Source organism: Kytococcus schroeteri (assembly GCF_042433515.1).
Classification (GTDB): Bacteria; Actinomycetota; Actinomycetes; order Actinomycetales; family Dermatophilaceae; genus Kytococcus; species Kytococcus schroeteri.
Genome location: NZ_JBHLVH010000012.1, coordinates 50,135 through 74,171, shown reverse-complemented (window position 1 = coordinate 74,171; position 24,037 = coordinate 50,135). Strand labels below are relative to the sequence as shown.

Genomic DNA, 24,037 nt, shown 5'->3' with positions numbered 1-24,037 from the left:
TGTCGAGTTCGGCACCGGTGCGGAACTGGGCCCGGTGTCAGCCCGAGTGCAGCACCGGTGCGGGTCTCGCCACCTCGCCCCACCCGGTGAGGACGGCCGCCCCACCGCACCGCTCAGGCCACCACGCGCACCTCGGCCCGGTGTCCACCGGAGAGGAGCTTGGCGTCGCAGGTCACCAACGGTTGCCCGGTGATCTCCGCGAGCGCCACGTACGCCGCGTCGTAGGCCGACATCGCGTGGCGGAGCTCCCAGATGCGCGGCGCCAGCCCCCGCAGCGGTACCCGCTCCACCGGCCAGGCGAGGAAGGCGCCCAACCGGTTCAGGGCCACGCCCTCGGCGAGCTTGCCCCCGAGCACCTGGCCCCGCAGCGCCGAGGTGATTTCCACGTCGATGTGGTGCGGTGCCGTCACACCGCGCACCACCAGCCCGGAGAGGTCCGGCTCGGTGGTCCGCCCGAGCAGCACATTGACGGCGGCCGAGGCGTCGAGGACGGTCACTCGCCGCGCCCCGGACCGCACGATGTCCACAGCCTGCCCGATGCGGTGGGTCCCCTCAGCGGCGCCGGCGCCACCACCGCCGCGGCCGGGCGGCCCGCTCCGCCTCCTCGTGCGCGCGGCGGGCCTCCGCGGCCTCGGCAGCCAGCCGGGCGGCCTCGGCCTCCACGACGGGGCGACCGGCACGCCATCGGGCCAGGTACTCCTCCACGTCCACCCGGCCCACGACCGGCGGGGAGTGCTCCGTGGCCGGCGGACGACGGCGGTCGGCCAGCACCCGGGCGTTGAAGTCCTCCAGGTGCGCGCGGGCGGCGTCCTCGGTGGGCAGGGCCAGCACCGCCTCGAGCAGGCCGGCCTTCTCGCGCCGCAGCTGCAGCACCACGGGCAGGGCCGCCGAGAGGTCGGCGTTCTCCCGGCGCAGCTTGTCGCGGGCCCACCAGTCAGGGTCGTGCGGGCGGTCCAGCCCCTCCAGCGGGCGCCCGGCGCCGGGCAGGTTCTCGAAGGCGCCCTCCCGCTGCGCCTGCAGGATGGCCTGCTCGGCCACCGAGCGGGCCTTCTCCACGGTCAGCTCGCCGCCGGGCTGCGGCTCGGGCTCCTCGGGCCGGGCGCGCTGCTCCGATGCGGCGCGGCCGCGTTCGGCGGGACCCTCCCGGCGCGGGGGCAGCGGCGCGTCCATGCATCGAGGCTACGCCGGGCCGCCCACACCTGCCGGCCGCCGCTCCCCCACCGGCGACCACCCCCGGCCTGTTCGCCGGCCGTTCGGTTCGGCGCCACCGCCCGGCCACCCGGCATCGACGCACCGGCCACCGGGGCCTCCTACGGTGCGCGCGCCCGCCCCCCACTCCCGGACGAAAGGCCCCTCATGACCTCCCCCATCGACCGCCGTTCCCTGCTGCGCGGCGCCGGCCTCGGAGCCGCCGGCGCAGCCGCCACCGCCGCCGCCTCCCCCGCGCACGCCACCCCGGTGCGCGGCGGCATCGAGCGCACGCACCTGCGCTTCCGCCGCGACGGCCGCTTCACGGTGGTGCAGTTCAACGACACCCAGGACACCCACACCACCGACCGCCGCACCCTGCAGCTGCAGGCCGCGGTCCTGGACGACGTGCGCCCCGACCTCGTGGTCATCAACGGCGACGTGGTGACCGGCGACATGGACAGCGCCACCCAGGTGCGCCAGGCGCTCAACAACGTCGTCATGCCGATGGAGGAGCGCGGCATCGCGTGGGCGGTCACCATGGGCAACCACGACGAGGACTCCGCCGAGCGCACGGGCATGACCGAGCGCCGCATCCTGGAGTTCGTGCGCCGCTACCGCCACAACGTCAACGGCGAGGGTGCCCGCGGCATCACCGGCACCGGCAACATGGTGCTGCCCATCCGTGGCTCCAAGGGTGGCCGCGCGGCCGCCGCCGTGTGGCTGCTGGACTCCGGCCGCTACGCCCCGGACGAGATCGCCGGCCAGGACTTCGAGGGCTATCCCGACTGGGACTGGCTGCGCTTCGACCAGGTGGACTGGTACGCCCACACCTCCGCCCAGCTGGAGCGCGCCACCGGCCGCCCCGTCCCCGGCCTGGCCTTCCAGCACATCGCCCTGTGGGAGCACCGCTTCATGTGGTGGGACAGCGTGGACAGCCGCACGCCGGCCGACCACGCCCGCGCCGTGGCCAAGCACCGCATCACCGGTGAGCGCAACGAGGACGAGTGCCCCGGACCGTTCAACTCCGGCCTGTTCAACGCGATGCTGTTCCGCGGCGACGTGCGCGGGCTGTACGTGGGGCACGACCACGTCAACACCTACGAGGGCGACTACTTCGGCATCCGCCTGGGCTACGGGCCGGGCACCGGCTTCGGCGCCTACGGCCTGGGCGGGGCGCAGGACCACCGCCTGCGCGGCGCCCGCGTGTTCACCCTCACCGAGGGCAGCGACGAGCTCTACACCAGCCGTGCGCTCTTCGCCGCCGACTACGGCATCGACCTCAGCGAGGGCTACCAGCCGAGCACCCCGCGCCCGCTGCCGCCGTACGTGCGCTGAGGCGTCCGCGCACCGAGGTACGCGACGGCGCCCCGCCCACCGGTGTGGTGGGCGGGGCGCCGTCGGCTCGGTCGGTGCCCCTCCTCAGCGACCCAGGCCGTCGAAGAGGTACCCGGCGCCGGCGTTGGCCTCCATCTGGGCGATCTCCTGCGCGTTGGGCTGGGCGTCGCACTCCTGGGCCTGGGCGTGGTCGATGAAGACCTCGCCCTCGCCGAAGCCCCAGGTGCGGACCCACGAGCCGTTGAGGTCGTCGCCCTCGGTGTCGGTGAGCATCGCCTGGCCGCCGTCGCCGGCATCGACCAGGTGGATGGAGCTCACGGCGGAGTTCCAGATCTCGGCGCCACTGTCGATGAGCTGGTCGTAGGTGGGGGCGGCGTCGTCGTTGTCGGTGATCTCCACCTCGGCGGTCACCGCGTCAGTGCCCTCGGGGCCGGGGCGGCCGAGGCGGGGCCGGCGGCCAGGCAGGTCACGGTGACAGCAGCGGTCAAGCGCGCTGCCCGCGCACCCGCACGAGTTCGTCAGGATGCGCGGGCGCCGCAGAGGTCCGCCTGTGGTCCAGAGGTACGCCCGAGAGTGCGTACCTCTGGACCACAGGCGGGCTTCTGCAGGGCGAGGGCACGCCTCGAGAGAGCGGGGCCGGGGCTGGCCGGGCGGGCGCGCACGCGGCCCCGGGCACACTGGATCCCGTGAGCACCCTGCTGTACGACCCCGACTGCGGCTTCTGCACCCGCGCCGCCCTCCTGCTGGCCGGCTGGCCCGTCACCTGCGTGGTGGCCCCGATGACGGACGCGCGCCTGGCGGAGCACGGCATCGGTGCACGGCGCGCACAGCGGGAGATCCCCTTCGTGGACGATGCCGGCCGGGTGCTGTTCGGCGCACCGGCCGTGGCGGCGGCCCTGCGCACCGCCGAGCGCACCACCCTCCGGGGCGCACTCCTCCACGCGGCCGGGGTGCTCCTGGCCGCTCCCCCGGTGGCGTGGGTGGCTCCGGCGACCTACCGGTGGGTGGCCGACCACCGCCACCAGCTGCCGGGCGGCACCACGGCGTGCGCCCTGCCTCCCCCGCCGCACGCCTGACCGGAACCAGGACGGCAGGCAGCGCCCCAGCGTGCCTCAGGGCCCACACCGCTCACCCCCAGCAGGCCCGTCCGCGGCCAGCCCCCGCCGCGCGGCGGCGCGTCACACCATGTCGTCGAGGTGGCTGAACACCAGGCCCCGGCCGAGCAGCTCGGGCAGCGCACGGGCATGACCGGCGGCGGTGCCGGACTCCGGGTGGTTCATGTGGGCGATGACGATGTCCCCCGGCCCTGCCGAACCGACGGCCCGCGCCACCTGCTCGGCAGAGAAGGTGGCGCCGCCGTCGCCGTTGACGCTGAAGCCGACCACGGGCGTGCCCACGTGTGCGGCCATGGCCGAGGCCACCTCGTCGCAGTGCGCCGTCCCGGGGCGGAACCAGCGCACCGGCCGACCGGTGTGGCGCTGCAGCACCGGGATGCCCCGGGTCAGCTCGGCGTGCGCCTCGCGGACGCTGCCGGTGCCGCGGATGCCGTACGCGTGCCGCCCCGTCACCGACAGTGGCACGTGGCGCCATCCGTGGCTCTGCAGGGAGAACAACGGGTCGCGGGCGAGGTCCCGCGTGGTGCTCGGGTTGGCCCGCACCCACCGCGCGTTGAGGAAGAGCGTGGCCGGCACGCGCAGGTCCCGCAGCACCTCGATGAGCGCCCGGTCGTACCCCGCACCCGCCCCACCCCCGCAGGCGTCCAGGGTGAGCGCCACCCGGCGGCGGGAGCGTGCGAGGGCACTCCCCCGGGTGACCACGCCAGGCACCGCCGAGCCCCAGTGCCGCGGACGGCGCCCGGCGAACTCCTCCTCGACGGCGCCGCGGTGGCGTGAGCTCCCGGGCGGCTCGGACGAGAGCTCCGGCGCGGACTCGCGCGCGGGCTCCGGTGCGGCGGGGGTCGATGTCGTGGTGACCGGCGAGGACGGGGACACCGGCGCGGACCGCGTCGGGAGAGGCGGGGCCTTCGCGCCGTTCGGCTGCGCGGACGGCGCCGGCTCGAGGCTCCGCGGGTCGGGCACGCTGCAGGACGTCAGCCCCATCGCGGCCAGTCCAGCGAGCACCGACCGACGCGGCGTGCTGTGCGGTCCCCAGGTCATCCCTACACCCCCCGCAGGCAGGTTAGACCAGGCCGAGGGGCCGGCGCCTCCGCCGGCGTGGGGTCAGGCCGCCGCGGGCTCCTCGGCGTGCGCGATGTGCGCCAGCGACCGCCAGATGAGCACCAGCGTGAGGCCCGACCCCGCGAAGCCCACCCAGAACGGTGCGGTGATGCCGAACGCGTCGGCCAGCAGACCTCCGATGGGCATGCCGATGACCATGCCCCCGGTGAGGCCCACCAGGTTGATGGCGCTCATGCGCCCCATCATGTGGTCCGGGGTGGCGCGCTGCCGCACGGCCGACGAGGTGGAGGCCCACACGAAGCCGTACAGGCCGAACACGAACATGGCCGCATAGCCCACCGGCGCCGAGGTGGTGGTGGCCAGGGTGAGGTGCCAGAGCACCTCGAGGGCCAGGCACACCCTCATCACCGAGGCCAGCGACCACCGGGCGGCGATGCGGTCGTAGGCCAGCACGGCCACCACCCCGCCCACCGCGGAGGCGGTGTTGAGCAGGCCGAACCCGACGGCCCCCAGCCCGAGCCGCTCGTGCGACCAGACCACCAGCACGCCCCACCCCATCGCCCAGGTGACGTTGAACGTGAGGATGGTGAGCACGAGCGTGCGCACGGCGGGGGCGTCCTTGAGCCACGCCAGGCCGGCCACCACGTCGGCGTGCAGGCCCCGCAGCCCCGTGGGCGTGCCGGGGTCGGGCGCGGTCTCGCGCGCGGGCAGCACCATCCGGCTCACGGCGGCGGCGGCCAGCAGGAGCAGCAGCGCCGAGGAGCTGAACGCCCACGCGCTGCCCAGGGCGAACAACCCCGCACCCACGGCGGGGCCCAGCATCTGGTTGGCCACGAGGTTGGCCGACATCATGCGCGCGTTGCCGGTGGTGAGGTCCCGGCGGTCCACCACCGAGGGCAGCAGGGTCATGGAGGCCGAGTCGGTGACCACCTCGCAGACGCCCAGCAGCAGCGAGACCGTGAGCACCACGCCGATACTGGCGTGGCCCGTGACCAGCGCGGTCACCAGCAGCGTGAGCACCACCACGCGGGCGAGGTCGCCGGCCATGGTCATGCGGCGGCGGTCCACCCGGTCGGCGACGGCGCCGGCCCCGAGTCCCAGGAGCAGCCACGGCAGGCGGTTGAGCATGGGCGCGGCGGCGATGAGCAGGGCGGAGTCGGTGAGCGTGGCCAGCAGCAGCGGGGCGGCAGCCAGGATGATGCCGTCGGCCAGGTTGGCCGCGTAGGCGCCACCCACCAGCCAGCGGAAGGTGCGCCCCATGCGCGGCGGGAGGAACCAGTCCACGGCACGCGCGACGGGCCCGGGGGCGGGCGCGGCGGGTGGGGTGGCGAGGGGCACGGCGCAAGGGTAGGCGGGCCTGCGGCCGGGTGGCGCGGGATTTTCGGGGGTCCGGCGCCCGCCGGTCACCGACCGCCGGCTCGCCGTGGAGCGGAGCCCCGCGTACCGGGCACTCCGCTCCACCTCGACCTCGACACCACGCGCTGCATCCCATCGCGGGATGCGCCGCGCTACCCTGTGGCCATGAGCACCCAGATCGCCGTGCGCCTGCCCGACGAACTCGTCGCCTCCCTCGACCGTCTCGTGAGCGACGGCACGGCAGCCAGCCGGGCCGAGCTGGTCTCCTCCGCCCTGGAGCGTCACCTGCGCCACCTGGCAGCCCTGCACGACGCCGAGGTGCTCCGGACCAGAGGCGCCGAGGACGACCTGGACGACCTCGTGGCCTGGACCGTCGGCCACGTGTCCGTGGGTGACTGACGTGCGCGAGATCCGCCTCGCCCAACTCGACAAGACCCGCCCTGTCCTCGTGCTGACTCGCGACGCGGCCCGCCCCGCCCTGACGAAGGTGACCGTTGTTCCGGTGACCCGCACCGTCAAGGGCCTCTCCAGCGAGGTCCCCCTGGGCCCGACCAACGGCCTCGACGCCGAGTGCGCGGCCTCGCTGGACAACGTCGTCACCGTGCCGACCGCCTCCCTGGGGCGTGTGGTCGGGTGGCTGCACCCCCGGCAGGAGCGCGACCTGGCGGTGGCCATGGTGCGCGCCTTCGACCTCGACCTGCCCGTGCTGGGCGGCTGAGCCCCGCCTCCCCGCCCGGCTGCGACACTGGCCCGATGACGTCCGGTGCCACTGACTCCCTCGCCCAGCCCCCGAGCCAGCCCGCCGCCGCGAGCCCGTCCACCCCCACCGACGCCACGCACATCACCGTCACCGGCGCGCACCTGCACAACCTGCGCGACGTGTCGGTCACCATCCCGCGCAACCGCCTGGTGGCCGTCACCGGCGTCTCCGGCTCGGGCAAGAGCTCCCTGGCCTTCGGCACGATCCACGCCGAGGCCCAGCGCCGCTACCTGGAGACCGTCGCCCCCTTCGCGCGGCGCCTCATCCACGGCGCGCTCGACCCGCAGGTCCGCAGCATCACCGGTCTGCCGCCGGCGGTCGCGCTGGGCCAGCAGGCCACGAGCAGCGGTACCTCCTCGCGCTCCACCGTGGCCACGGTCAGCCAGACCGGCAGCATCGTGCGGATGCTGTACAGCCGCTGCGGCACCTACCCCGAGGGCGCCGAGACGCTCTACTCGGACGCGTTCAGCACCAACACGGCCACCGGCGCCTGCCCGGCGTGCTCGGGACTGGGCGTGGTGCACGAGCCCACCGAGTCCTCGATGGTGCCGGACCCGGACCTCTCCATCGCCGAGGGCGCGATCGCCGCGTGGCCGGGCGCCTGGCAGGGCAAGAACTACCGCGACATCACCGCGACGCTCGGGTACGACGTCACGGTGCCGTGGCGCACCCTGCCGCAGGAGAGCCGGGACTGGATCCTGTTCACCGACGAGCAGCCAGTGGTGCAGGTGGTGCCCGAGCGAGACCCCGAGCGCATCCAGCGGCCGTACTCCGGCCAGTTCTCCTCCGCCCGCCGCTACCTGATGCGCACCCTCGCCGAGACGAAGTCGGCCACCCAGCGGGCCCGGGCGCTGCGCTTCGTGGAGTCCCGCCCGTGCCCCACCTGCGGCGGCGCCGGCCTGCGTCCCGACGCGCAGCAGGTCACCTGGCAGGGCCACGGCATCGTCGGGCTCAGCGCGCTGCCGGTCACCGAGGTGGACCGCCTGGCCCGCGCCCGCCTGGCCGTCCTGCCCGATGCGGACGCGCCGGCCGGGGACGCCACCTCGCCCGACGTCCCGCCCCCCGCCGCACCCACCGCGCAGGAGGCCGCCGAGCGGGCCCTCCTGACGGATCTCGTGGCTCGCACCGCCGTGCTGCTGGAGCTGGGCCTGGGACACCTCTCCCTGGACCGCCGCAGCCCCACCCTCTCCCCCGGCGAGATGCAGCGGCTGCGCCTGGGCACCCTGCTGCACACCGGGCTGTTCGGTGTGGTCTACGTGCTCGACGAGCCCTCGGCCGGCCTGCACCCGCGCGACGCCGAGGCTCTCCTGCGCGTGCTGCGGCGCCTGGTGGAGGGCGGCAACACGGTGCTGGTGGTGGAGCACGACATGGCCGTGGTGGCGGCCTGCGACCACGTGGTGGACGTGGGGCCGGGCGCTGGTCAGGACGGCGGGCTCGTGCTGCACTCGGGGCCGGTCGATGAGTTGCCGGGGGTGTCCGCATCGCTCACCGGGCGGTACCTGGAGCGCCCCGTGCACCCCGAGGAGGTCCGCGAGGGCGGGCCCCGGGCGGCCACCGGGTGGCTGCGAGTGCACGGCATCCACCGCCACACCGTGGCCGGCGCGGACGTGGACCTGCCGATGGGGGCCGTCACCGTGGTGACCGGCGTCTCCGGCTCCGGCAAGAGCTCACTGCTGGACGGCATCGCCGAGGCGGTGCGCGCCCACGCCGAGGAGGTCGCCACCGAGGCCGACGACGCCGACGCCCCCGCGGACGACGCGCCCGCCACCCCTGGCACGCCCGGTGAGTCGTCGCTCGTCGGGGTCGTGAGCGCCATCGGACCCCGGGAGTCGACGACTCAACACACTGGCGGAACCGTTGGAGGGGCCACTCCTGGGGTCGATGACGGGGACCCCGCCGAGGTGCCCGGGCGCCTGGTGCGCATCACGCAGAAGCCCATCGGCCGCTCGCCGCGCTCCACCCTGGCCACCTACACCGGTGCCTTCGACCGGGTACGCAGCCTCTTCGCCGCCACCCCCGAGGCCAAGGAGTGCGGCTTCGGCGCCGGCCGGTTCAGCTTCAACACCGCTCCCGGCCGCTGCCCCACCTGCGAGGGCCAGGGCTCAGTCTCGGTGGAGCTGCTCTTCATGCCCGGCACGTACTCGATCTGCCCGGACTGCCACGGCGCCCGCTATGACGACGAGACCCTCGAGGTGCGCTGGAACGGGCTCACCATCGCCGAGGTGCTGGACCTCACCGTGGACGAGGCGCGCACCGTCTTCGCCGACGAGGCCCCCGTGCGGCGCACCGTGGAGGCGCTGGCCACCCTCGGTCTGGGCTACCTGCGCCTGGGGCACCCGGCCACCGAGCTGTCCGGCGGCGAGGCGCAGCGCATCAAGCTGGCCACCGAGCTGCGCACCCGCCGCCGCCAGCCCACCCTGTACCTCTTCGACGAGCCCACCACCGGTCTCCACCCGGCGGACACGCACCGCCTGCTGCGCCAACTGCACACCCTGGCCGATGCCGGGCACACCGTGGTGCTGGCCGAGCACGACCCAGTGGCCCTGGGCACCGCTGACCACCTGGTGGAGATGGGGCCCGGCGCCGGTTCCGAGGGCGGACGGGTCATCGCATCCAGCCCGGCTGGGTAGGCTGCGCCCGCCCCTCACCCCGTCCCAGGAGTCCCATGTCCGCGCCCCGCGCCAGACGACGCCGCCCGGCCCGCCGCCCTGGCCGGTCGGACCGCCGTGTCTGGATCGCCCTGGTGGTGCTGGGCGGCATCGTGCTGGCCTGGCTCGTGGCCACGCTCAACCCGGCCAACGAGCGGGCCGACGACATCCCGCCGACCGCCCTCGACGCCTACCAGAAGGCCGCGAAGGGCGCCGAGGAGTTCGACCGCCCGTGCCATGACCTCGACTGGCAGGTGCTGGCCGGCATCGGGCGGGTGGAGTCCAAGCACGCCAACGGCGGCAAGCTCGACGACACCGGCCGCGCCGACCCACCCATCTTCGGAGCGCGGCTCGACGGCTCCGGCGCCGGCGGCAACGTGACCGGCCACGGCGACACCGACGGCGGCGAGCTGGACGGTGACGCCGAGTACGACCGCGCCGTGGGACCCATGCAGTTCATCCCGCTCACGTGGTCCGAGCTGGGGCAGGACGGCAACGGCGACGGCCAGAAGGACCCGCAGAACATCTACGACGCCTCACTGGCCGCGGCGCGGCTCATCTGCGGCAACCAGGAGCGCGACCTCCAGGACGACGCCACGCTGCGCGCCGCCATCAAGCGGTACAACAACTCCGGCCAGTACGTGGACGAGGTGCTCACCTGGGCCGACCGCTACGGCCGCTGAGCGCGCCACGCCCACGCCCGTGCCGCGCGCCGGCCTGCCTCAGGCGGGCACCACGTACGCCGCCACCATCGCCCAGTGCAGGGCCGCGGCCAGCACCACCAGCACGTGCCAGATCTCGTGGAAACCCACCACCCCTGGCCACGGGTTGGGCCGTTCGAGGATGAACACGACGAAGCCGAGGGAGTAGACCACCCCGCCGGCGGCCAGCAGCGCCAACATGCCGGCCGGGAGGGTGACGTCCCCGGCCACCAGGGCCACCGGCATCCACCCCAGCACGATGTAGAGCGTGTTGGTGACCTCCTTGGGCAGCCGGGGGTTCACCGCGCGCAGCACGATGCCGCCCACGGCGATCGCCCACACCGTGCCCAGCACCGCCCACCCCAGCGGCGTGCGCACGTCCACCAGCACCAACGGCGTCACCGTCCCGGCGATGAGGGCGAACACGGCCGTGTAGTCCAGGGTGCGCAGCACGGTGTCGCCCCGTTCCCCCAGGTCGAGACCGTGGTGCAGGGTGCTGGCCACGAACAGCAGGAGCAGGGTGGCGGAGTAGACGCCGGCACCGACGATGCGCCAGGGGTCACCGGTGGTGGCGGCCTGCGTGACGAGCACCGCGCCACCGAGCAGCGCGAAGCAGGAGCCCACCAGGTGGGAGAGGGTGTTGACCCGCTCGTCGGTGACGTGGACCGAGCCGTCCTTGCTGCGCTCCGGGAGGGGGCCGCTCCTCACGCGGTGAACTCCACCACCGCGTCGGCGTAGGCCTCGGGGGCCTCCAGCGCGGGGCGGCGGCCGGCGCCCGGGATCTCCTGCACGCGGCCGTCGGGCAGCAGCTCGGCCACCTGGCGGGCCATCGCCCTCCCCGCGCGGTCACCGGCGCCCACGAGCACGAGGGTGGGCTGCTGCACGGCCCGCAGGGTCTCGGTGAGGTCCAGCCCGGCGAGGGTGTCCAGGGTCTGCAGGGTGCGTTGGCGGTCGATGCCCTGGGCCACGAGCGCGTTGCGGGTCTGGGCCTGCAGGGCGAGCTTCTGCATGCGCACGGCCATCTTCGGCATCGAGACGAAGACGCCCGAGAGCACCAGTCGACGCACCTTCTCCGGGTGCTCGGCCGCCAGCGTGGCACCCACCATGCCGCCCACGTCCTGCCCCACCAGGTCGAACTGGCGCCAGGTCATGACGTCGCCGGTGTAGAGCACGGCCGAGGCGCAGGCGGAGAGGTCCAGCGGGCCCGCCGGGCGGTTGGGCTTGAGCGCGTCCACCCACGGCGCGGCCATGGGGCGCGAGGCCCCCACCCGGCTCACGACGTCCTGCCAGTCGATGGGGTTGGAGCCCAGCCCGTGCACCAGGGCCAGCGGGGTGGGGCCGGGCGTGGCCTCCTCGAGGCCGGAGAGGTCGTCCGGGACGGTCACGTCGGGCAGTTCAGGCAGGTCGTCGCTCACCCGCGCCACGCTACCCGGGCCGTCCTGCTGGCCGCGGAACCCCTCCGGCCCCGCGGGATCAGACGCCGCGGGCCGCGCGCCGCTCGGCGGAGCTCCCGCCGTAGCAGGTGGTGTCCGAGGGGATCTCCCCCGCGACCACGGCCGCCCACTTGCGGGTCAGGTAGGCACCGTCGTCCGCCACGGCGTCGCGGTAGCTCATGTAGTCCTTCTTGAAGGGCGTGCGCACGTGGTAGCTGCCGGACCCCATGTCGATCACGGTGACCAGCCGCCCGGAGGCCCGGTGGAAGAAGTCCTTGTGGTCGGTCATGCGCACCCCCCTCGTCCCACCCGATGCGGCGCAGCGACTCGGTGCGGGTCACGTAGTTCTGGGCCACCATGAGACGCACCGGCAGGCCGTTGAGCGCCTCGTCGTCCTCGCGCAGCGGCGGGAGGGTCCCCTCCACCATGCGCGGGTAGCGCAGGTCACCGGCCTCGTTCTGGGGCAGCCCCACCAGCGCCAGGCCCACGATGTCGACCTCCGGCGTGGCCCGCAGGTACTCCACGGCCCGGTGGATCTGCGTGGCGGCGGTGAAGACGTGGTCGTCGTCGGTCACCAGCGTGAACTCGGTGTCCACCATCGAGAGGGCGAGGTTGCGCCCCACGGGGACCCCGGAGTTGAACGGCAGAGGCACCACGTCCGCGCGGAGCGGATGAAGCGGCGGCAGGTGGCGGGCCGCATGAAGGTCTTCACGGCGATGGTGACGTGCTCGGCGGTGTCGGCTCGCTGCTCGGGGGTGGGCAGCCCGACGGTGCGGCGGTCGTGCCGGGCGGCCCGGGCGAGCTGGGCGGTGGCCAGGGCGGTGAAGGCGGCGCGCGCCGGGATGCCGGCCACGGGGTGGTCGAGGGCACGCCTGGCGCGCTGCTTCCAGGTCATGGGTCACCGTAGCGGCGCAACCAGGCGGGTCAGGTCGGGGCGACACCCGCGGCTGCCGGGCAGCGGACCTCAGGCCAGCTCGCGCACCACCTGCCGCACCAGCGCCTCCCCGCGGCGGGCGGCCATCTCCAGGAACGCCGGGAAGTCCTCCACCGCTCCCTCGTCGGCGCTGTCGCTGATGCTGCGCACCACGGCCCAGGGCAGCCCCATGCGTGCGCAGGCCTGGGCGGTGGCGGCACCCTCCATCTCGGCGGCCAGGGCGCCGAACACCTCGTGGATGCGGGCGCGCGCGGCCCCGCTGGCGACGAACTGGTCGCCCGAGGCCACCCGCCCGGTGTGGACCGCGGCGTCCTCGGCGATGGCGCGAGCGGCCCGTTCGCAAGCGGCGCGCAGCCGGTCGTCGGCCGACCAGGCCAGCGGCTCGCCGAGGAGCTCGCCGGGCCCGCGGCCCAGCGGGGTGACGTCCACGTCGTGCTGCACCACGTCATCGGCCACCACGAGGTCCCCGACGGCCACCCCCGGCGCGATGCCGCCGGCCACCCCGGTGAAGAGCACCGCCTCGGCCCCGGCGACCCGCAGGGCCGCGGCACCCAGGGCCCCGTTGACCTTGCCCACGCCGCACCGCGCCAGCACGAGGGGGATGCCGTCGAGCACGCCGCGGGTGACGGTCAGGCCGAGCACCACCTCCTCGTGGGCGTCCTCCAGCGCCGCCCGCAGCGCCACCACCTCGGCCTCGATGGCACCCAGCACTCCCAGCACGCGTGTCATGGCGCGCATCGTGGCACGGTCAGGCAGGTTGTCCACGACCCGGGCCGCGCACGCCCTGCCACCCTCGCTCAGGCCAGCACCGAGCCCAGCAGCCCCGCCACGGCCTCGGTCTCGGTGAGGAACCCGTCGTGGCCGCTGGCGGACTCCACCTGCAGGTAGCGGCCCCCGGCGAGCGCCGCCACCCGGCGCACCTCCTCGGGGCGCACCAGCCGGTCGCTGCTCACGCCCACCGCCGTCACCCGGGCGTGGACGGCGGCCAGGGCCGCCGGCACTCCCCCGCGCCCGCGCCCCACGTCGTGGCTCGCCATCGCGTCGATGAGGGCGAGGTACGCCCCGGCGTCGAAGCGCCGCACGAACGAGTCCCCGTGGTGGTCCAGCCAGGCCGTCACCGAGCCACCCGAGGCGCAGGTGCCCGGCGACCCCTCCCCGAAGCGCTCCTCGAGGCCGTCGGCGCTGCGGTAGGTGAGCATCGCCATCCGCCGGGCCAGGGCGAGCCCGGCCACCGGGCCCGCCCCCGACGGGTGGTCACCGCCCCGCCACGCCGGGTCGGCGGTCACCGCCTGCCGCTGCAGGGCCAGGCCGCCGCGCAGGTCCGCCGAGGCCACGGCCGGCGCGGCCACCACGCACAGGTGCCCCGCCTCCACCTCGCGCTGCAGGCCCCACTCCAGGGCGCGCATGCCACCGGCCGAGGCGCCGAGCACGTACCCCACCCGGCGCAGGCCCAGCGCGCGCACGGCGGCCACCTCCACGGCCACCTGGTCGCGCACCGTCACGGCCGGGAAGCGACTGCCCCACCGGCGCCCGTCCGGGGCGGGGCTCGCCGGGCCGGTGGTGCCGCTGCACCCGCCGAGCACGTCCGGCGCCACCACGTGCAGGCGCCGCGTGTCCAGGGGGCGCCCGGGCCCGATGAGGTCCGGCCACCACCCGCGCGGGCAGTGCGCCGGGCCACCGGGGCCGCCCACGTGGGAGTCGCCGGTCAGGGCGTGCAGCACCACCACCACGTTGGAGCCGTCGGGCGCCGCGGGGGCTCCCCAGGTGCGCAGCGACACCTCGGGGTCCAGCAGCGCACCACCCTCCAGGCGCACCGGCCCGGGGCGCACGACGCGGTGCCGCGGTGCAGGTGCCCCGGCGCCGGCGGACACCGCGCCACGCCTCGGGAGCGTGGCGGTCACCGCGCACCCCCGACAGCCACGGCCGCGAACCCCCGCTCGAGGTCGGCGCGCAGGTCGTCCACGTCCTCGATGCCGACGCTGAGCCGCACCAGCCCGGGGGTGACGCCGGCCGCGCGCTGGTCGGCCTCGGAGAGCTGGGCGTGCGTGGTGGATGCCGGGTGGATGACCAGCGAGCGCACGTCGCCGATGTTGGCCACGTGGCTGTGCAGGCGCAGGGCGGAGACGAAGGCGCGCCCCTCCTCGGCACCGCCGGCCAGCTCGAAGGAGACGACCGAGCCGGGACCGTCGGGCAGGTAGCGCGCCGACACCGCGTGGGAGGGGTGGTCCGGCAGCCCGGCCCAGTGGACGCGCTGCACCTGCGGGTGCTCGGCCAGCCAGTGCGCGAGGGTGCGCGCGTTGGACAGGTGGCGTTCCAGACGGAGCGTGAGCGTCTCCAGGCCCTGGGCGATGAGCCACGCGTTGAAGGGCGAGACCGAGGCCCCCAGGTCGCGCAGGAGCACCACGCGGGCCCGCAGCACGTAGGAGAGGTTCACCCCGAACACCCCGTCCGCGCCCAGGTCACGGCCGAAGACGATGCCGCCGTAGGTCTCGTCCGGCTCGGTGAAGTGCGGGAAGCGGTCGCCATGGGCCGTGTAGTCGAAGCGCCCGGCATCGACGATGGCACCGGCCACCGCGGTGCCGTGCCCGCCGAGGAACTTGGTGGCCGAGTAGACCACCACGTCGGCCCCGTGCTCGATGGGGCGCAGCAGCGCCGGGGTGGCGATGGTGTTGTCCACCACCAGCGGCACGCCCACCTCGTGCGCCACCTCCGCCACGGCGGCGATGTCGAGCACGGTGCCCGAGGGGTTGGAGACGGTCTCGCCGAAGAACGCCTTGGTGGCGTCGGTGGCCGCGGCGCGCCAGGCGGCGGGGTCGGCCGGGTCCACGAAGGTGACGTCGATGCCCAGGCGCTTGAGGGTGACGGCGAAGAGGTTCTGCGTGCCGCCGTAGAGGTGGGACGAGGCCACCACGTGGTCGCCGGCGTCGCACAGGTTGAGCAGCGCCAGGGTGGTGGCGGACTGGCCGGAGGAGAGCAGCAGGGCGCCCACCCCACCGTCCAGGGCGGCCAGGCGGTCCTCCACCACCTGCGTCGTGGGGTTGTTGAGGCGCGTGTAGATGGGGCCCAGCTCGGCCAGGGCGAACCGGTTGGCGGCCTGGTCGGCATCGGCGAAGACGTAGCTGGTGGTCTGGTGGAGCGGCAGCACGCGGGATCCGGTGTCGGAGTCGGGCACCTGGCCGGCGTGGACGGCGCGGGTGGCCAGGCCCCACGTGGTGGGGTCCAGGGCCTCGGCGGAGGGGGCGTCGGCGGTGGCGCGGGTGGTCGGGGTGGTCTCGGTGGCGGTGGTGGGCTGGGTCATGGCGTCTCCTGGGTACGGGGGACCGCCCCGGCGCGAGGGCGCATCGGGGTGCGGTCAGCCGGCCACCCGATGGGGCGGCGGCGGGGAAAGGGGGTCGTCAGCCTCAGGACGAGGCTCGGCGCAGGGGGCTCAGGCGGCCCGCTGCGCCGCCGGCATTCGCCGCGACGCCCAGGAGGTGCCCGACATCGAGGTGCGGGCGGCGCCACTCAGGCGGGGGTGAGGGGAGGTGCGGTGCTGCATCTCGAACTCCTTCGCATCGTTCGTGGCAGTGGCACCCGTGGTCGGACCTGTCGGTCCGCCGGGTTGCCGCGGCGTCGTGGAGCCACGTCTCTCGGCCGCTCTGGATGAGGTGTCCACGACCGTAGGCCACGGACCCGGTGACCGCAAACCCCTGTGACCGATGCCGCACAATGAGCGGCCGTGCGAGTGATGCCCGGAGAGCGGAGGAGGAGCGTGGAGGCCGCAGCAGCACCCGAGCCGGTGGTGGTGACCTCGTGGCGCCACGTGGACGGCTGGTGGCCGGGGCGCCTGCACCACCTGGAGCGCACCGTGGCCGCGGCCGCGCGCACCTGGCCGGGCGTGCCGGACTGGGCCGAGAAGGTGGTGGCCGCCACCCACGAGATGCCGGCCGAGCTGGCCGAGGGCGAGTGGTTCCCCCGGCTGGAGGTGCGCACCACCGGGGTGACCGTGCTGCTGCGCCCCGCGCCGCCGCGTCGTCCCGCATCGAGGCTGTGGACCCTCCCGGGAGCCGACCCGCGCACCGCTCCCGAGGTCAAGGGGCCGGACCTGGCGGTGCTCGCCGACGCACGCCGCACCGCCCTGGGGCGCGGCGCCGACGACGCCGTGCTGCTCTCGTCCGCCGGCCACGTGCTGGAGGCGGCCCACGGCACCCTGGCCTGGTGGGAGGGCGAGGTGCTCACCACTCCCCCGGCCGCCGGGCGGCTGCCGTCGGTCACCGAGCTCCGGCTGCGCGAGCTGGCCGCCCGCCGCGGGGTGCGCACCGCCAGCGCGCACCGCACGCCGCAGGAGCTGGCCGGCCACGAGCTCTGGCTGCTCAGCGCACTGCACGGCATCAGCGGGGTGACGGCCTGGGAGCACGGCGGGCGGCCACTGGTGCTCGCCGCCCCGGGACGCGCCCTGGCGTGGAACACCGCCCTCGACGAGGTGCCGTGACCGCTTCGCTCCCGCCGCGCCCGCTGCATGCCCTGCTCGTGGACAACCACGACTCCTACACCCACGTGCTGGCGCACCTGCTGACGGCGGCGCTCGGCCGCGAGCCGCTGGTGCTGGCGCACGACGACCCCGGCATCCGCACCGCGGTGCGCGCGGTGGACTGCCTGGTCATCTCCCCCGGGCCGGGCCACCCCGCCCGCCCCGAGGACGTGCGCCTGGCGGCCTGGGCGCTGGAGCACTCCGGCCTGCCGACGCTGGGGGTGTGCCTGGGCCACCAGCTGATGGTGGTGGCCACCGGCGGGCGGGTGGAGCCGGCCCCGGCCCCGCAGCACGGGCTGGTGGACGCCCTGGAGCACCACGGCACGGGGTTGGCGGCGCACCTGCCACCGGCCACCGAGGTGGTGCGCTACCACTCGCTGGCGGCCGTCGAGCCCCTGCCCGCGGGGTGGGTGGTGGACGCCCGCACCCCCGACGGCGTGGTGCAGCTGGCCCACCACACGCAGCGGCCGTGGTGGGGCGTGCAGTTCCACCCCGAGTCGGTGGGCACGCCGCACGGGCTGGCGGTGGTGCAGGCCTTCGCCGATGCGGTGCGCGCGGCGGCCCCGCGGCCGTGGACCCTCGTGGCCAGGCCGGTGCCCGGGCTCGAGCGGGTGGGCGCCGAGGTGGTGCACGCACGCTGGGCGGCCCGGGTGGCCGGCGGGGCCGGGACCGCACCGCCGGCCGGGTCGGGGCCGGTGCCCGACCCGGCCGGCCCCTCCTCGTGGTGGTTGGACAGCGCCCGCACGGGCGAGGGCGGGGGCCGGTTCACGATGCTCGGCACCCCCACCGGACCCCATGCGGTGGTGCTGCGCCCCTCGGCCGCACAGGACCCCTTCGCCGTGCTGGAGCACGCCCTGGCCGCGCGCCCGACCCCGCACCGGCAGGATCTGCCCTTCGACCTGCAGGGCGGCTTCGTGGGCTGGCTGGGCTACGAGGCACGGCGCTGGACCGACACCCGCTCGGACGCGCCCCCGGTGGTCCCCGCGGCCACGCCCGAGGCGGTGTGGATGTCAGCCGACCGGTACGCGGTGCTCGACCACGCCACCGGGGACGGGTGGGTGGTGGCCCACTGCCCCGACGAGCCGGCCGCCGTGACCGCTGCAGAGGCCTGGGCCGCCTCCACGCAGCGGGCCCTGCTCGGCGAGGGCGAACCCGGCGCGGACACGGGCCCAGGACCGGACCCGCTGCTCCTGCCCCGGCCAGCGGGCACACCACTGGTGGCCGACGTGGAGGGCTCCCTGCTCGTGGACGCCGCCACCTACGCCGAGCACGTGGAGACCGCCCGCCGGTGGTTGCGCGAGGGCGAGTCCTACGAGCTGTGCCTCACCACGGCCGTGGACGCCCCCTTCACCGGGGAGGTGCTGCCGACCTACCTGCGCCAGCGGCGCACCAACCCGGCGCCCTTCGCCGCCCTGCTGCAGGACGGCGGCACCGCCGTGCTGTGCTCCAGCCCGGAGCGCTTCCTGCACGTGGACGCCCACGGCTCGGTGGAGACCCGCCCCATCAAGGGCACCGCGGCCCGCAGCGAAGACCCGGCCGAGGACGCTGCCCGCGCCGCCGCCCTGGCCACGGACCCCAAGACCCGCGCCGAGAACCTCATGGTCGTGGACCTGCTGCGCAACGACCTGGCGCGCGTCTGCCGGCCGGGCACGGTCCGGGTGCCCCGCCTCATGGCGGTGGAGACCCACGCGACGGTGCACCAGCTGGTCACGACGGTGACCGGGCGCCTGCGCGAGGGGGCCGGGGTGGTGGACCTGCTGCGCGCGGCCTTCCCCGGCGGCTCGATGACGGGAGCCCCCAAGGCCCGCTCCACCGACCTGCTCGACCGCCTCGAGGGCCGACCGCGCGGGGTCTACGCCGGCACGCTCGGCTACCTGTCGGCCACCGGGACGGCCGACCTGGCCATCGTCATCCGCACCGCCGTCGTGCACGGCGGACGCGTCACGGTGGGGGCCGGCGGGGCCGTGGTGCTGGCCTCGGACCCGCGGGCGGAGTACGAGGAGATGCTCACCAAGGCCCGTTCCGCCTGCCGGTGACCCGGCGGAGCCGACGCCGAGTCCCGCCCCTCAGCTGTTGCGTCCCCGCGCCGCGACGGGCCACCGCTCGGTGACCACACCGTCGTCGGCCACGAGCAGCTCCTCGGCCAGGTTGACCGCGTTGCACACGTGGTTGGGCACCACGCGCACCACGCTGCCCCGCGGCGGCAGCGGCTCGCCGTCCGGCAGCACCGCCACCGCGTGGTGCTCGCTGAGCACCTCGATGCGCGCACCCGGGTGGTCCAGCAACCGCCCGAAGCCGGTGGCCCAGCCGGCCCGGTCCGCACCGAGGGCCTTGCTCCCGGCGTCCAGGACGAGGCGCCCACCGGCGTGCGAGACCACCGTGGAGTGCACGGTGAGCGCGATGTCCTGGGGCGCACACGTGCCCAGCTCCCACTGCTGCGCGTCGCCGAACACGTAGACGCCCGGGCGCAACTCGTCGAAACCGGCCTCCTCCAGGGCCACCGAGGGGGTGGACCCGCCGGAGACGTGCGGGGTCAGCACCCCGGCGGCGCGCAGGCCGCGGGCGGCCTCGGCCACCGCGTCGGCCTCCTGGCGCACCACCTCCCGCCGGCCCGCGGGCGTGTAGCTGTGTCCGGGGAAGGTGAACAGGCCGCGCACCACGAACCCGGTCTCGATGCCGGCACGCGCCACCGCGCGGGCCTCCTGCGGGGCGCACCCGCTGCGGTGGTGGCCGCTGTCCACCTCCACCACGAGCTCCGGCAGGGCCACCGGCCCCGCGGCGGGCTCCCGGGTGCGCCCCCGCGGTACCTGCCACAGCTCGGCCAGGTGCTGCACACCTTCCACGGAGTCCACGCCCACCGCCAGCCGCACCCGGGTGGCCAGCTCCGCGGCACGCCGCGCCTGGTCGGACGTCCACCACACCGGGTAGGCGATGAGCAGGTCGCCGCACCCGGCCTCGGCGAACGCCTCGGCCTCCCCCAGCGTGGCCACGGTGAGGCCCACCGCACCGGCTGCCAGCTGCAGGGCGGCCACCTGCGGGCACTTGTGGGTCTTGGCGTGGGGTCGCAGGGCCTGGCCGCGCTCGGCGGCCGTCGCGGCCATGCGGTCGACATTGGCCTGCAGTCGGGCGCGGTCCAGCACCACCCGCGGGGTGGGCGGCAGGTCGGTCAGGGGAGCGAGCGCCACGTCAGCGCCCCAGCAGCGCGACGAGCTGGTCCATCGGATGGTCCGAGCGGGGCCGCCTGGGCGGCGCGAAGAGGCCGGCGGCCTCGCCCTGCGCCACCCGCGGCTTCTCGTAGGCGAAGGCGACGCCCACGGCGTCGGTGAGCACCGGCACCGAGACCCCACCGCCCTGCGCCACGTCCCAGGCGTGCACGGTGAGGTCCACGAGCATCTGGTGGGCGTACTCCCCCGCGGTCTGCATGCCGCCGGAGAGGGCCACCGGATGGTCCACCTCCTCCACCTGCGCCCACGCCTGGAGCGAGCCCAGCATCGCCATCTGCCACGCACGGCGGGCAGCAGCCGGCGAGCCGCCGAGCCGGTCCCCGTCGTACCGGTCCCCCACCTGCTCCACGCCCTCCCCCCGCAGCAGGTGGGGGACCCACTCGTGCTCGGCCACCACGTGGTTCACCACGTCCTTGACCGACCACTCGCTGCATGGCGTGGGGCGACCCCAGGCGTCGTCGGGCAACCGCTCGAGCACCACGGCGAAGGCGCGGGCGGACTCCGGCAGCAGGTCGATGGCCTGGCGCGACGTGCTGGGTGCAGTGGTCATGCGCGCACGCTATCCGTCGGCGCCCGGCCTGCCCCGCCCCCGCCCGGCGGACCTGTGGACGAACGGCGGCCGCCACGACCGGCTGGGGACGGGCCGGGCGGCCACACCCCACCGGGATGACGCACGCCACACCGGACGCATACGGTGGGCCCATGGACCTGCACCGCCCCGAGGCCCCCGAGCCCTACAGCCTGCTGCCGAAGACCGCCGACTTCACCGTCACCAGCGCCGACCTGCGCAACCACGAGCCGATGTCGCGCCGCCACGCCGCCGAGGGCGACGAGACCTCCCCGCAGCTCTCGTGGACCGGTGCCCCCGAGGGCACCAAGTCCTTCGCCGTGTCCTGCTTCGACCCGGACGCCCCCACGCCGGCCGGTTTCTGGCACTGGACGGTCCTGAACATCCCCGCCTCGGTCACCGAGCTGGCCGCGGACGCCGGCGCCGAGGGCGGCCACAACCTGCCCGAGGGCGCCTTCATGGTCTCGGCCGACACCGGCGCCAAGGCCTGGGCCGGCATGGCCCCGCCCCCCGGCGACCGCCCGCACCGCTACATCCTGGCCGTGCACGCCCTGGACACCGAGGACCTGGGGCTGGACAACTCGGCCAGCGCCACCGTGGCCGCGTTCACGATGCTGTTCCACACCATCGGCCGGGGGACCCTCACCGGCACCTACCAGGCCCGGGAGGACTGAGTGGACCACTCGCTGCCCCAGCAGACCGTGCGCCGGGACGCCTTCCAGCTGGCCCCGGCGCTGGTCCTGACCGGCCTGGTCACCGCGAGCACCGCGCTGCCGGAGTGGATCCCGGACTGGCGCCGCCGCTGGCCCGTGCAGGGGCTGATCATCGCCGGCGCCGCGGCCACCATCGCACTGCGCCCCGACCCGGTGGCCCCCGGCACCGCCGAGGCCTCGTGGAGCCTCACCGAGGGCGCCGAGCCCGTGGCCGGTGAGGACACCACGCAGCTCGCGGAGCACCCCACCGAGGCCGAGCTCCCGAGCACGGCCCAGGGCCTCGACGAGCCGGAGATCCCCTGGCAGCGCATCGTCTTCCCCGGCGTGGTGCTGCTGGCGGCCGGCGCCGCCGGTGGACTGTGGCTCGAGCGCCAGGCCATCGCCTGGGTGGCGCGCCGCGGCGTCTCCCACCCGCGCACCGCGCTCGCCCTGGCCGCCGTGCCCGTCAACTGGTGGGCGCTGCGCCACGACGTCCTGGACGGCTGACCCCGGCACGCACGACGGAGGGGGCGGACCACCAGGTGGTCCGCCCCCTCCGTCGTGCCGGGAGGCCTGCTCAGCCGTGCTGGCAGGTGGAGCAGGTGCACTGCGCGCAGGTGCAGGTGCTGCAGCTGTCGGAGCAGTTGGAGCACTCGCAGGTGGCGTGCACGCACTCGGTGCAGGAGCACTCCGTGCTGGCGCAGGTGGCGCAGGGGCCCTCGCAGCCGCAGGTGCAGGTGGCGCACTCGTCGTAGTGGCCCTCGTGCTCACGGTGGGCGTGGCCGTCGTGCAGGTAGTCCACGTGGTTCAGGTGCACCACGGCCTGGTGGCCGCAGTCGGGGCCGTGGGTGTGGGCGTGGGTCTCGTGGCTGGGGTGGGCGGTGGTGGTCATGCGTCCTCCTGGTCGTGCTTCTCGGTGGCCCCGGGGCCGGGGTCGTCGTGGCAGTGCTCCCGGGCGTGCGCCAGGGCGTCGGCGACCACGTGGAGCACGTGGTCGTCCAGGACCGAGTAGTGCGACTCCCGCCCCTGTCGCCGGGTGGTCACCAGGCACTGGTCGCGCAGCACGCGCAGGTGCTGGGAGACCAGCGGCTGGGAGTGACCCGTGGCCTCCACGAGCTGGGTGACGGTCCGCTCCCCACCGGCCAGCAGCTCCAGGAGCTGCAGGCGGATGGGCGAGGAGAGCACCCGGAACATGGCGGCGGCGCGAGTACGGAGGTCGACGTCCTCGTGGTCCATGCCCTGATCGTAGTATGCGATTCCGCGCATATGCAAGGGGGTGCATGCTTCGGTACTGGCCGGGACCGGGTCGCGTAGGCTCGGGCGGGTGGAAGAAGACCGCATCGCACTGTTCGTCGACTACGAGAACCTCGCGCTCGGGGCACGCGACCACCTCGGGGGCATGGCCTTCGAGCTCAAGCCCATCGCCGACGCCCTGGCCGAACGCGGCCGCGTGGTGGTGCGCAAGGCGTACGCGGACTGGTCCTACTTCGACGAGGACCGCCGCATGCTGACCCGCAGCCACGTGGAGCTCATCGAGATGCCCCAGCGCATGGGGGCCAGCCGCAAGAACGCCGCCGACATCAAGATGGTGGTCGACGCCATCGAGATGGCCTTCGAGCGCGACTACATCACCACCTTCGCCATCTGCACCGGTGACTCCGACTTCACCCCGTTGGTGCACAAGCTGCGCGAGCTGAACAAGAACGTCATCGGCGTGGGCGTGCGCAACTCCACCTCGGCGATGCTGCCGCCCAGCTGCGACGAGTTCCTCTTCTACGACACCCTCGACGGCGTGGACCCGCACGTGCCCGCCGAGGACTCCAAGAAGTCCTCCGGCGGCCGCGGCAAGGGCAAGACCAAGGCCTCCGCCAAGGCCGATGCCGGCCCACCGGAGAGCACGGACACCCCCACCACCCCCGAGGCCGGGAAGGCCGAGGAGAAGCCCAAGGGCGGCAAGTCCTCGGGCCGGGGCCGCGGCGCCAAGACCACCCCGGACGGCGAGGAGGTGGCCACCGCCAACCAGGGAACGGGCGCCATCGCGCCGCTCGTGGCCCAGACGGTGGCCGGCCTGGCACGCACCACCAGCGGGGCCGTCACGGCATCGGCACTGAAGCGCACCCTGCTACGCAAGGACCCCACCTTCTCCGAGGCCGACTTCGGCTTCCGCGCCTTCGGCGAGCTGCTCAAGCACCTCGACGACCGGGGCGTCATCACCCTCTCGGACGGCCCCTCCTCAGGCGACCCGGTGGTGGAGCTGCCCGGCGAGGCCGACCGCGAGGTGGCCTTCGACCTGCTGCGCCGCGTGCTCGACGAGGAGGACCCCGAGGGCGACGGCGTGCCGCTGTCCGGTCTCAAGGACCGCCTGCGCCACCACGAGAGCGAGTTCACCGAGAAGGCCCTCGGGTACTCGAGCTTCCTGCAGTTCTGCAAGGCCGCCGACACCGAGGACGTGGCCGAGCTGTGGTGGGACGACGAGCACGACGGCTACCTGGTGGCCGCCCTCTGAGC

Annotated in this window: 27 protein-coding genes and 1 riboswitch; of the genes, 11 read left to right on the top strand and 16 right to left on the bottom strand. The window is 75.1% G+C overall.

Going from position 1 to position 24,037, the window contains the following annotated elements; genetic code table 11:
* Window positions 1–113: 113 nt before the first annotated feature.
* Window positions 114–497, bottom strand: coding sequence for a type II toxin-antitoxin system VapC family toxin (locus ACFFHC_RS05565; RefSeq protein ID WP_070705955.1), 384 nt, complete (start codon window positions 495–497; stop codon window positions 114–116).
* A 55-nt stretch (window positions 498–552) separates the two neighbouring features.
* Window positions 553–1,170: a DnaJ family domain-containing protein gene (locus tag ACFFHC_RS05560; RefSeq protein ID WP_101849651.1), complete on the bottom strand. Its 618-nt coding sequence runs from the start codon at window positions 1,168–1,170 to the stop codon at window positions 553–555.
* A 186-nt stretch (window positions 1,171–1,356) separates the two neighbouring features.
* Here ACFFHC_RS05560 and ACFFHC_RS05555 point away from each other — a divergent pair, with 186 nt between their 5' ends.
* On the top strand, window positions 1,357–2,526 hold the full coding sequence (locus ACFFHC_RS05555; protein ID WP_070703530.1) for a metallophosphoesterase family protein: 1,170 nt from the start codon (window positions 1,357–1,359) through the stop codon (window positions 2,524–2,526).
* A gap of 84 nt (window positions 2,527–2,610) precedes the next feature.
* On the opposite strand, the gene ACFFHC_RS05550 is transcribed toward ACFFHC_RS05555, so the two are convergent.
* Window positions 2,611–2,937: a snapalysin family zinc-dependent metalloprotease gene (locus ACFFHC_RS05550; RefSeq protein ID WP_181443196.1), complete on the bottom strand. Its 327-nt coding sequence runs from the start codon at window positions 2,935–2,937 to the stop codon at window positions 2,611–2,613.
* Between the two features lie 275 nt (window positions 2,938–3,212).
* On the opposite strand from ACFFHC_RS05550, the gene ACFFHC_RS05545 reads away from it, so the two are divergent.
* Window positions 3,213–3,602: a thiol-disulfide oxidoreductase DCC family protein gene (locus tag ACFFHC_RS05545; protein ID WP_379803666.1), complete on the top strand. Its 390-nt coding sequence runs from the start codon at window positions 3,213–3,215 to the stop codon at window positions 3,600–3,602.
* Window positions 3,603–3,704: 102 nt separating this feature from the next.
* Here ACFFHC_RS05545 and ACFFHC_RS05540 read toward each other — a convergent pair whose 3' ends face one another.
* Window positions 3,705–4,625, bottom strand: coding sequence for a polysaccharide deacetylase family protein (locus ACFFHC_RS05540; RefSeq protein WP_202816661.1), 921 nt, complete (start codon window positions 4,623–4,625; stop codon window positions 3,705–3,707).
* 120 nt (window positions 4,626–4,745) lie between these two features.
* Window positions 4,746–6,041, bottom strand: coding sequence for an MFS transporter (locus ACFFHC_RS05535; RefSeq protein ID WP_331250397.1), 1,296 nt, complete (start codon window positions 6,039–6,041; stop codon window positions 4,746–4,748).
* A 183-nt stretch (window positions 6,042–6,224) separates the two neighbouring features.
* On the opposite strand from ACFFHC_RS05535, the gene ACFFHC_RS05530 reads away from it, so the two are divergent.
* Genes ACFFHC_RS05530 through ACFFHC_RS05515 form a run of 4 tightly spaced genes read left to right on the top strand, consistent with a single transcriptional unit; the run spans window position 6,225 to window position 10,150 of the window.
* Window positions 6,225–6,458 carry a ribbon-helix-helix domain-containing protein gene (locus ACFFHC_RS05530; protein ID WP_070703542.1) on the top strand — a complete coding sequence of 78 codons (234 nt, stop codon included), beginning with the start codon at window positions 6,225–6,227 and terminating at the stop codon, window positions 6,456–6,458.
* A 1-nt stretch (window position 6,459) separates the two neighbouring features.
* On the top strand, window positions 6,460–6,777 hold the full coding sequence (locus tag ACFFHC_RS05525; RefSeq protein WP_070703534.1) for a type II toxin-antitoxin system PemK/MazF family toxin: 318 nt from the start codon (window positions 6,460–6,462) through the stop codon (window positions 6,775–6,777).
* 35 nt (window positions 6,778–6,812) lie between these two features.
* Window positions 6,813–9,449, top strand: coding sequence for an excinuclease ABC subunit UvrA (locus tag ACFFHC_RS05520; protein ID WP_379803659.1), 2,637 nt, complete (start codon window positions 6,813–6,815; stop codon window positions 9,447–9,449).
* Between the two features lie 35 nt (window positions 9,450–9,484).
* Entirely contained in the window at window positions 9,485–10,150 is a 666-nt protein-coding gene (locus tag ACFFHC_RS05515; protein ID WP_141494348.1) for a lytic transglycosylase domain-containing protein, read from the top strand.
* A gap of 39 nt (window positions 10,151–10,189) precedes the next feature.
* Here the strand turns inward: ACFFHC_RS05515 and trhA are convergent, their stop codons facing one another.
* The 7 genes from trhA to ACFFHC_RS05480 all read right to left on the bottom strand — a co-directional run bounded on the left by trhA (window position 10,190) and on the right by ACFFHC_RS05480 (window position 15,833).
* Window positions 10,190–10,876, bottom strand: coding sequence for a PAQR family membrane homeostasis protein TrhA (gene trhA, locus ACFFHC_RS05510; protein WP_070703537.1), 687 nt, complete (start codon window positions 10,874–10,876; stop codon window positions 10,190–10,192).
* Entirely contained in the window at window positions 10,873–11,583 is a 711-nt protein-coding gene (locus ACFFHC_RS05505; RefSeq protein WP_101849644.1) for an alpha/beta fold hydrolase, read from the bottom strand. Before ACFFHC_RS05505 ends, trhA begins: the two co-directional genes overlap by 4 nt.
* A 58-nt stretch (window positions 11,584–11,641) precedes the next feature.
* On the bottom strand, window positions 11,642–11,890 hold the full coding sequence (locus tag ACFFHC_RS05500) for a hypothetical protein (protein WP_141494347.1): 249 nt from the start codon (window positions 11,888–11,890) through the stop codon (window positions 11,642–11,644).
* Window positions 11,891–12,172: 282 nt separating this feature from the next.
* The gene (locus ACFFHC_RS05495) at window positions 12,173–12,496 is read right to left on the bottom strand and encodes a hypothetical protein (protein ID WP_070703540.1); all 324 of its coding nucleotides are present in this window, start codon (window positions 12,494–12,496) and stop codon (window positions 12,173–12,175) included.
* Between the two features lie 69 nt (window positions 12,497–12,565).
* Entirely contained in the window at window positions 12,566–13,264 is a 699-nt protein-coding gene (locus ACFFHC_RS05490; protein WP_180802240.1) for a 5'-methylthioadenosine/adenosylhomocysteine nucleosidase, read from the bottom strand.
* A gap of 68 nt (window positions 13,265–13,332) precedes the next feature.
* Window positions 13,333–14,406, bottom strand: a complete 1,074-nt coding sequence (locus tag ACFFHC_RS05485) for a homoserine O-acetyltransferase family protein (RefSeq protein ID WP_202820464.1) — start codon at window positions 14,404–14,406, stop codon at window positions 13,333–13,335.
* Window positions 14,407–14,432: 26 nt separating this feature from the next.
* On the bottom strand, window positions 14,433–15,833 hold the full coding sequence (locus ACFFHC_RS05480; protein WP_379803651.1) for an O-acetylhomoserine aminocarboxypropyltransferase/cysteine synthase family protein: 1,401 nt from the start codon (window positions 15,831–15,833) through the stop codon (window positions 14,433–14,435).
* A gap of 250 nt (window positions 15,834–16,083) precedes the next feature.
* Window positions 16,084–16,184: riboswitch (SAM riboswitch) on the bottom strand.
* A gap of 102 nt (window positions 16,185–16,286) precedes the next feature.
* On the opposite strand from ACFFHC_RS05480, the gene ACFFHC_RS05475 reads away from it, so the two are divergent.
* On the top strand, window positions 16,287–17,006 hold the full coding sequence (locus ACFFHC_RS05475; RefSeq protein WP_180802239.1) for an aminotransferase class IV: 720 nt from the start codon (window positions 16,287–16,289) through the stop codon (window positions 17,004–17,006).
* The gene (locus tag ACFFHC_RS05470) at window positions 17,003–19,081 is read left to right on the top strand and encodes a chorismate-binding protein (RefSeq protein WP_379803648.1); all 2,079 of its coding nucleotides are present in this window, start codon (window positions 17,003–17,005) and stop codon (window positions 19,079–19,081) included. Before ACFFHC_RS05475 ends, ACFFHC_RS05470 begins: the two co-directional genes overlap by 4 nt.
* A 30-nt stretch (window positions 19,082–19,111) precedes the next feature.
* Here the strand turns inward: ACFFHC_RS05470 and ACFFHC_RS05465 are convergent, their stop codons facing one another.
* Window positions 19,112–20,230 carry an alanine racemase gene (locus tag ACFFHC_RS05465; protein WP_379803645.1) on the bottom strand — a complete coding sequence of 373 codons (1,119 nt, stop codon included), beginning with the start codon at window positions 20,228–20,230 and terminating at the stop codon, window positions 19,112–19,114.
* A 1-nt stretch (window position 20,231) separates the two neighbouring features.
* Complete coding sequence (locus ACFFHC_RS05460; RefSeq protein ID WP_379803642.1) at window positions 20,232–20,819, bottom strand: TIGR03086 family metal-binding protein; 588 nt, start codon at window positions 20,817–20,819, stop codon at window positions 20,232–20,234.
* Between the two features lie 152 nt (window positions 20,820–20,971).
* On the opposite strand from ACFFHC_RS05460, the gene ACFFHC_RS05455 reads away from it, so the two are divergent.
* Both ACFFHC_RS05455 and ACFFHC_RS05450 read left to right on the top strand, forming a co-directional pair.
* A complete protein-coding gene (locus ACFFHC_RS05455; RefSeq protein WP_070705545.1) occupies window positions 20,972–21,511 on the top strand; it encodes a YbhB/YbcL family Raf kinase inhibitor-like protein in 540 nt (179 codons plus the stop codon).
* Entirely contained in the window at window positions 21,512–22,036 is a 525-nt protein-coding gene (locus ACFFHC_RS05450) for a hypothetical protein (protein WP_379803639.1), read from the top strand.
* 70 nt (window positions 22,037–22,106) lie between these two features.
* Here ACFFHC_RS05450 and ACFFHC_RS05445 read toward each other — a convergent pair whose 3' ends face one another.
* Window positions 22,107–22,421, bottom strand: coding sequence for a hypothetical protein (locus ACFFHC_RS05445; protein WP_379803636.1), 315 nt, complete (start codon window positions 22,419–22,421; stop codon window positions 22,107–22,109).
* The gene (locus tag ACFFHC_RS05440) at window positions 22,418–22,765 is read right to left on the bottom strand and encodes an ArsR/SmtB family transcription factor (protein WP_070703410.1); all 348 of its coding nucleotides are present in this window, start codon (window positions 22,763–22,765) and stop codon (window positions 22,418–22,420) included. Before ACFFHC_RS05440 ends, ACFFHC_RS05445 begins: the two co-directional genes overlap by 4 nt.
* An 88-nt stretch (window positions 22,766–22,853) precedes the next feature.
* On the opposite strand from ACFFHC_RS05440, the gene ACFFHC_RS05435 reads away from it, so the two are divergent.
* Window positions 22,854–24,035, top strand: a complete 1,182-nt coding sequence (locus tag ACFFHC_RS05435) for an NYN domain-containing protein (protein ID WP_070703409.1) — start codon at window positions 22,854–22,856, stop codon at window positions 24,033–24,035.
* Window positions 24,036–24,037: the final 2 nt, after the last annotated feature.

What these genes read in the sequence shown, in the direction of transcription:
- ACFFHC_RS05560 (WP_101849651.1), bottom strand. Translation starts at nt 1,170, where the DNA reads ATGGACGCGCCGCTGCCCCCGCGCCGGGAGGGTCCCGCCGAACGCGGC.
- ACFFHC_RS05555 (WP_070703530.1), top strand. Translation starts at nt 1,357, where the DNA reads ATGACCTCCCCCATCGACCGCCGTTCCCTGCTGCGCGGCGCCGGCCTC.
- ACFFHC_RS05540 (WP_202816661.1), bottom strand. Translation starts at nt 4,625, where the DNA reads ATGGGGCTGACGTCCTGCAGCGTGCCCGACCCGCGGAGCCTCGAGCCG.
- ACFFHC_RS05530 (WP_070703542.1), top strand. Translation starts at nt 6,225, where the DNA reads ATGAGCACCCAGATCGCCGTGCGCCTGCCCGACGAACTCGTCGCCTCC.
- ACFFHC_RS05520 (WP_379803659.1), top strand. Translation starts at nt 6,813, where the DNA reads ATGACGTCCGGTGCCACTGACTCCCTCGCCCAGCCCCCGAGCCAGCCC.
- ACFFHC_RS05515 (WP_141494348.1), top strand. Translation starts at nt 9,485, where the DNA reads ATGTCCGCGCCCCGCGCCAGACGACGCCGCCCGGCCCGCCGCCCTGGC.
- ACFFHC_RS05500 (WP_141494347.1), bottom strand. Translation starts at nt 11,890, where the DNA reads ATGACCGACCACAAGGACTTCTTCCACCGGGCCTCCGGGCGGCTGGTC.
- ACFFHC_RS05495 (WP_070703540.1), bottom strand. Translation starts at nt 12,496, where the DNA reads ATGACCTGGAAGCAGCGCGCCAGGCGTGCCCTCGACCACCCCGTGGCC.
- ACFFHC_RS05490 (WP_180802240.1), bottom strand. Translation starts at nt 13,264, where the DNA reads ATGACACGCGTGCTGGGAGTGCTGGGTGCCATCGAGGCCGAGGTGGTG.
- ACFFHC_RS05480 (WP_379803651.1), bottom strand. Translation starts at nt 15,833, where the DNA reads ATGACCCAGCCCACCACCGCCACCGAGACCACCCCGACCACCCGCGCC.
- ACFFHC_RS05460 (WP_379803642.1), bottom strand. Translation starts at nt 20,819, where the DNA reads ATGACCACTGCACCCAGCACGTCGCGCCAGGCCATCGACCTGCTGCCG.
- ACFFHC_RS05455 (WP_070705545.1), top strand. Translation starts at nt 20,972, where the DNA reads ATGGACCTGCACCGCCCCGAGGCCCCCGAGCCCTACAGCCTGCTGCCG.
- ACFFHC_RS05445 (WP_379803636.1), bottom strand. Translation starts at nt 22,421, where the DNA reads ATGACCACCACCGCCCACCCCAGCCACGAGACCCACGCCCACACCCAC.
- ACFFHC_RS05440 (WP_070703410.1), bottom strand. Translation starts at nt 22,765, where the DNA reads ATGGACCACGAGGACGTCGACCTCCGTACTCGCGCCGCCGCCATGTTC.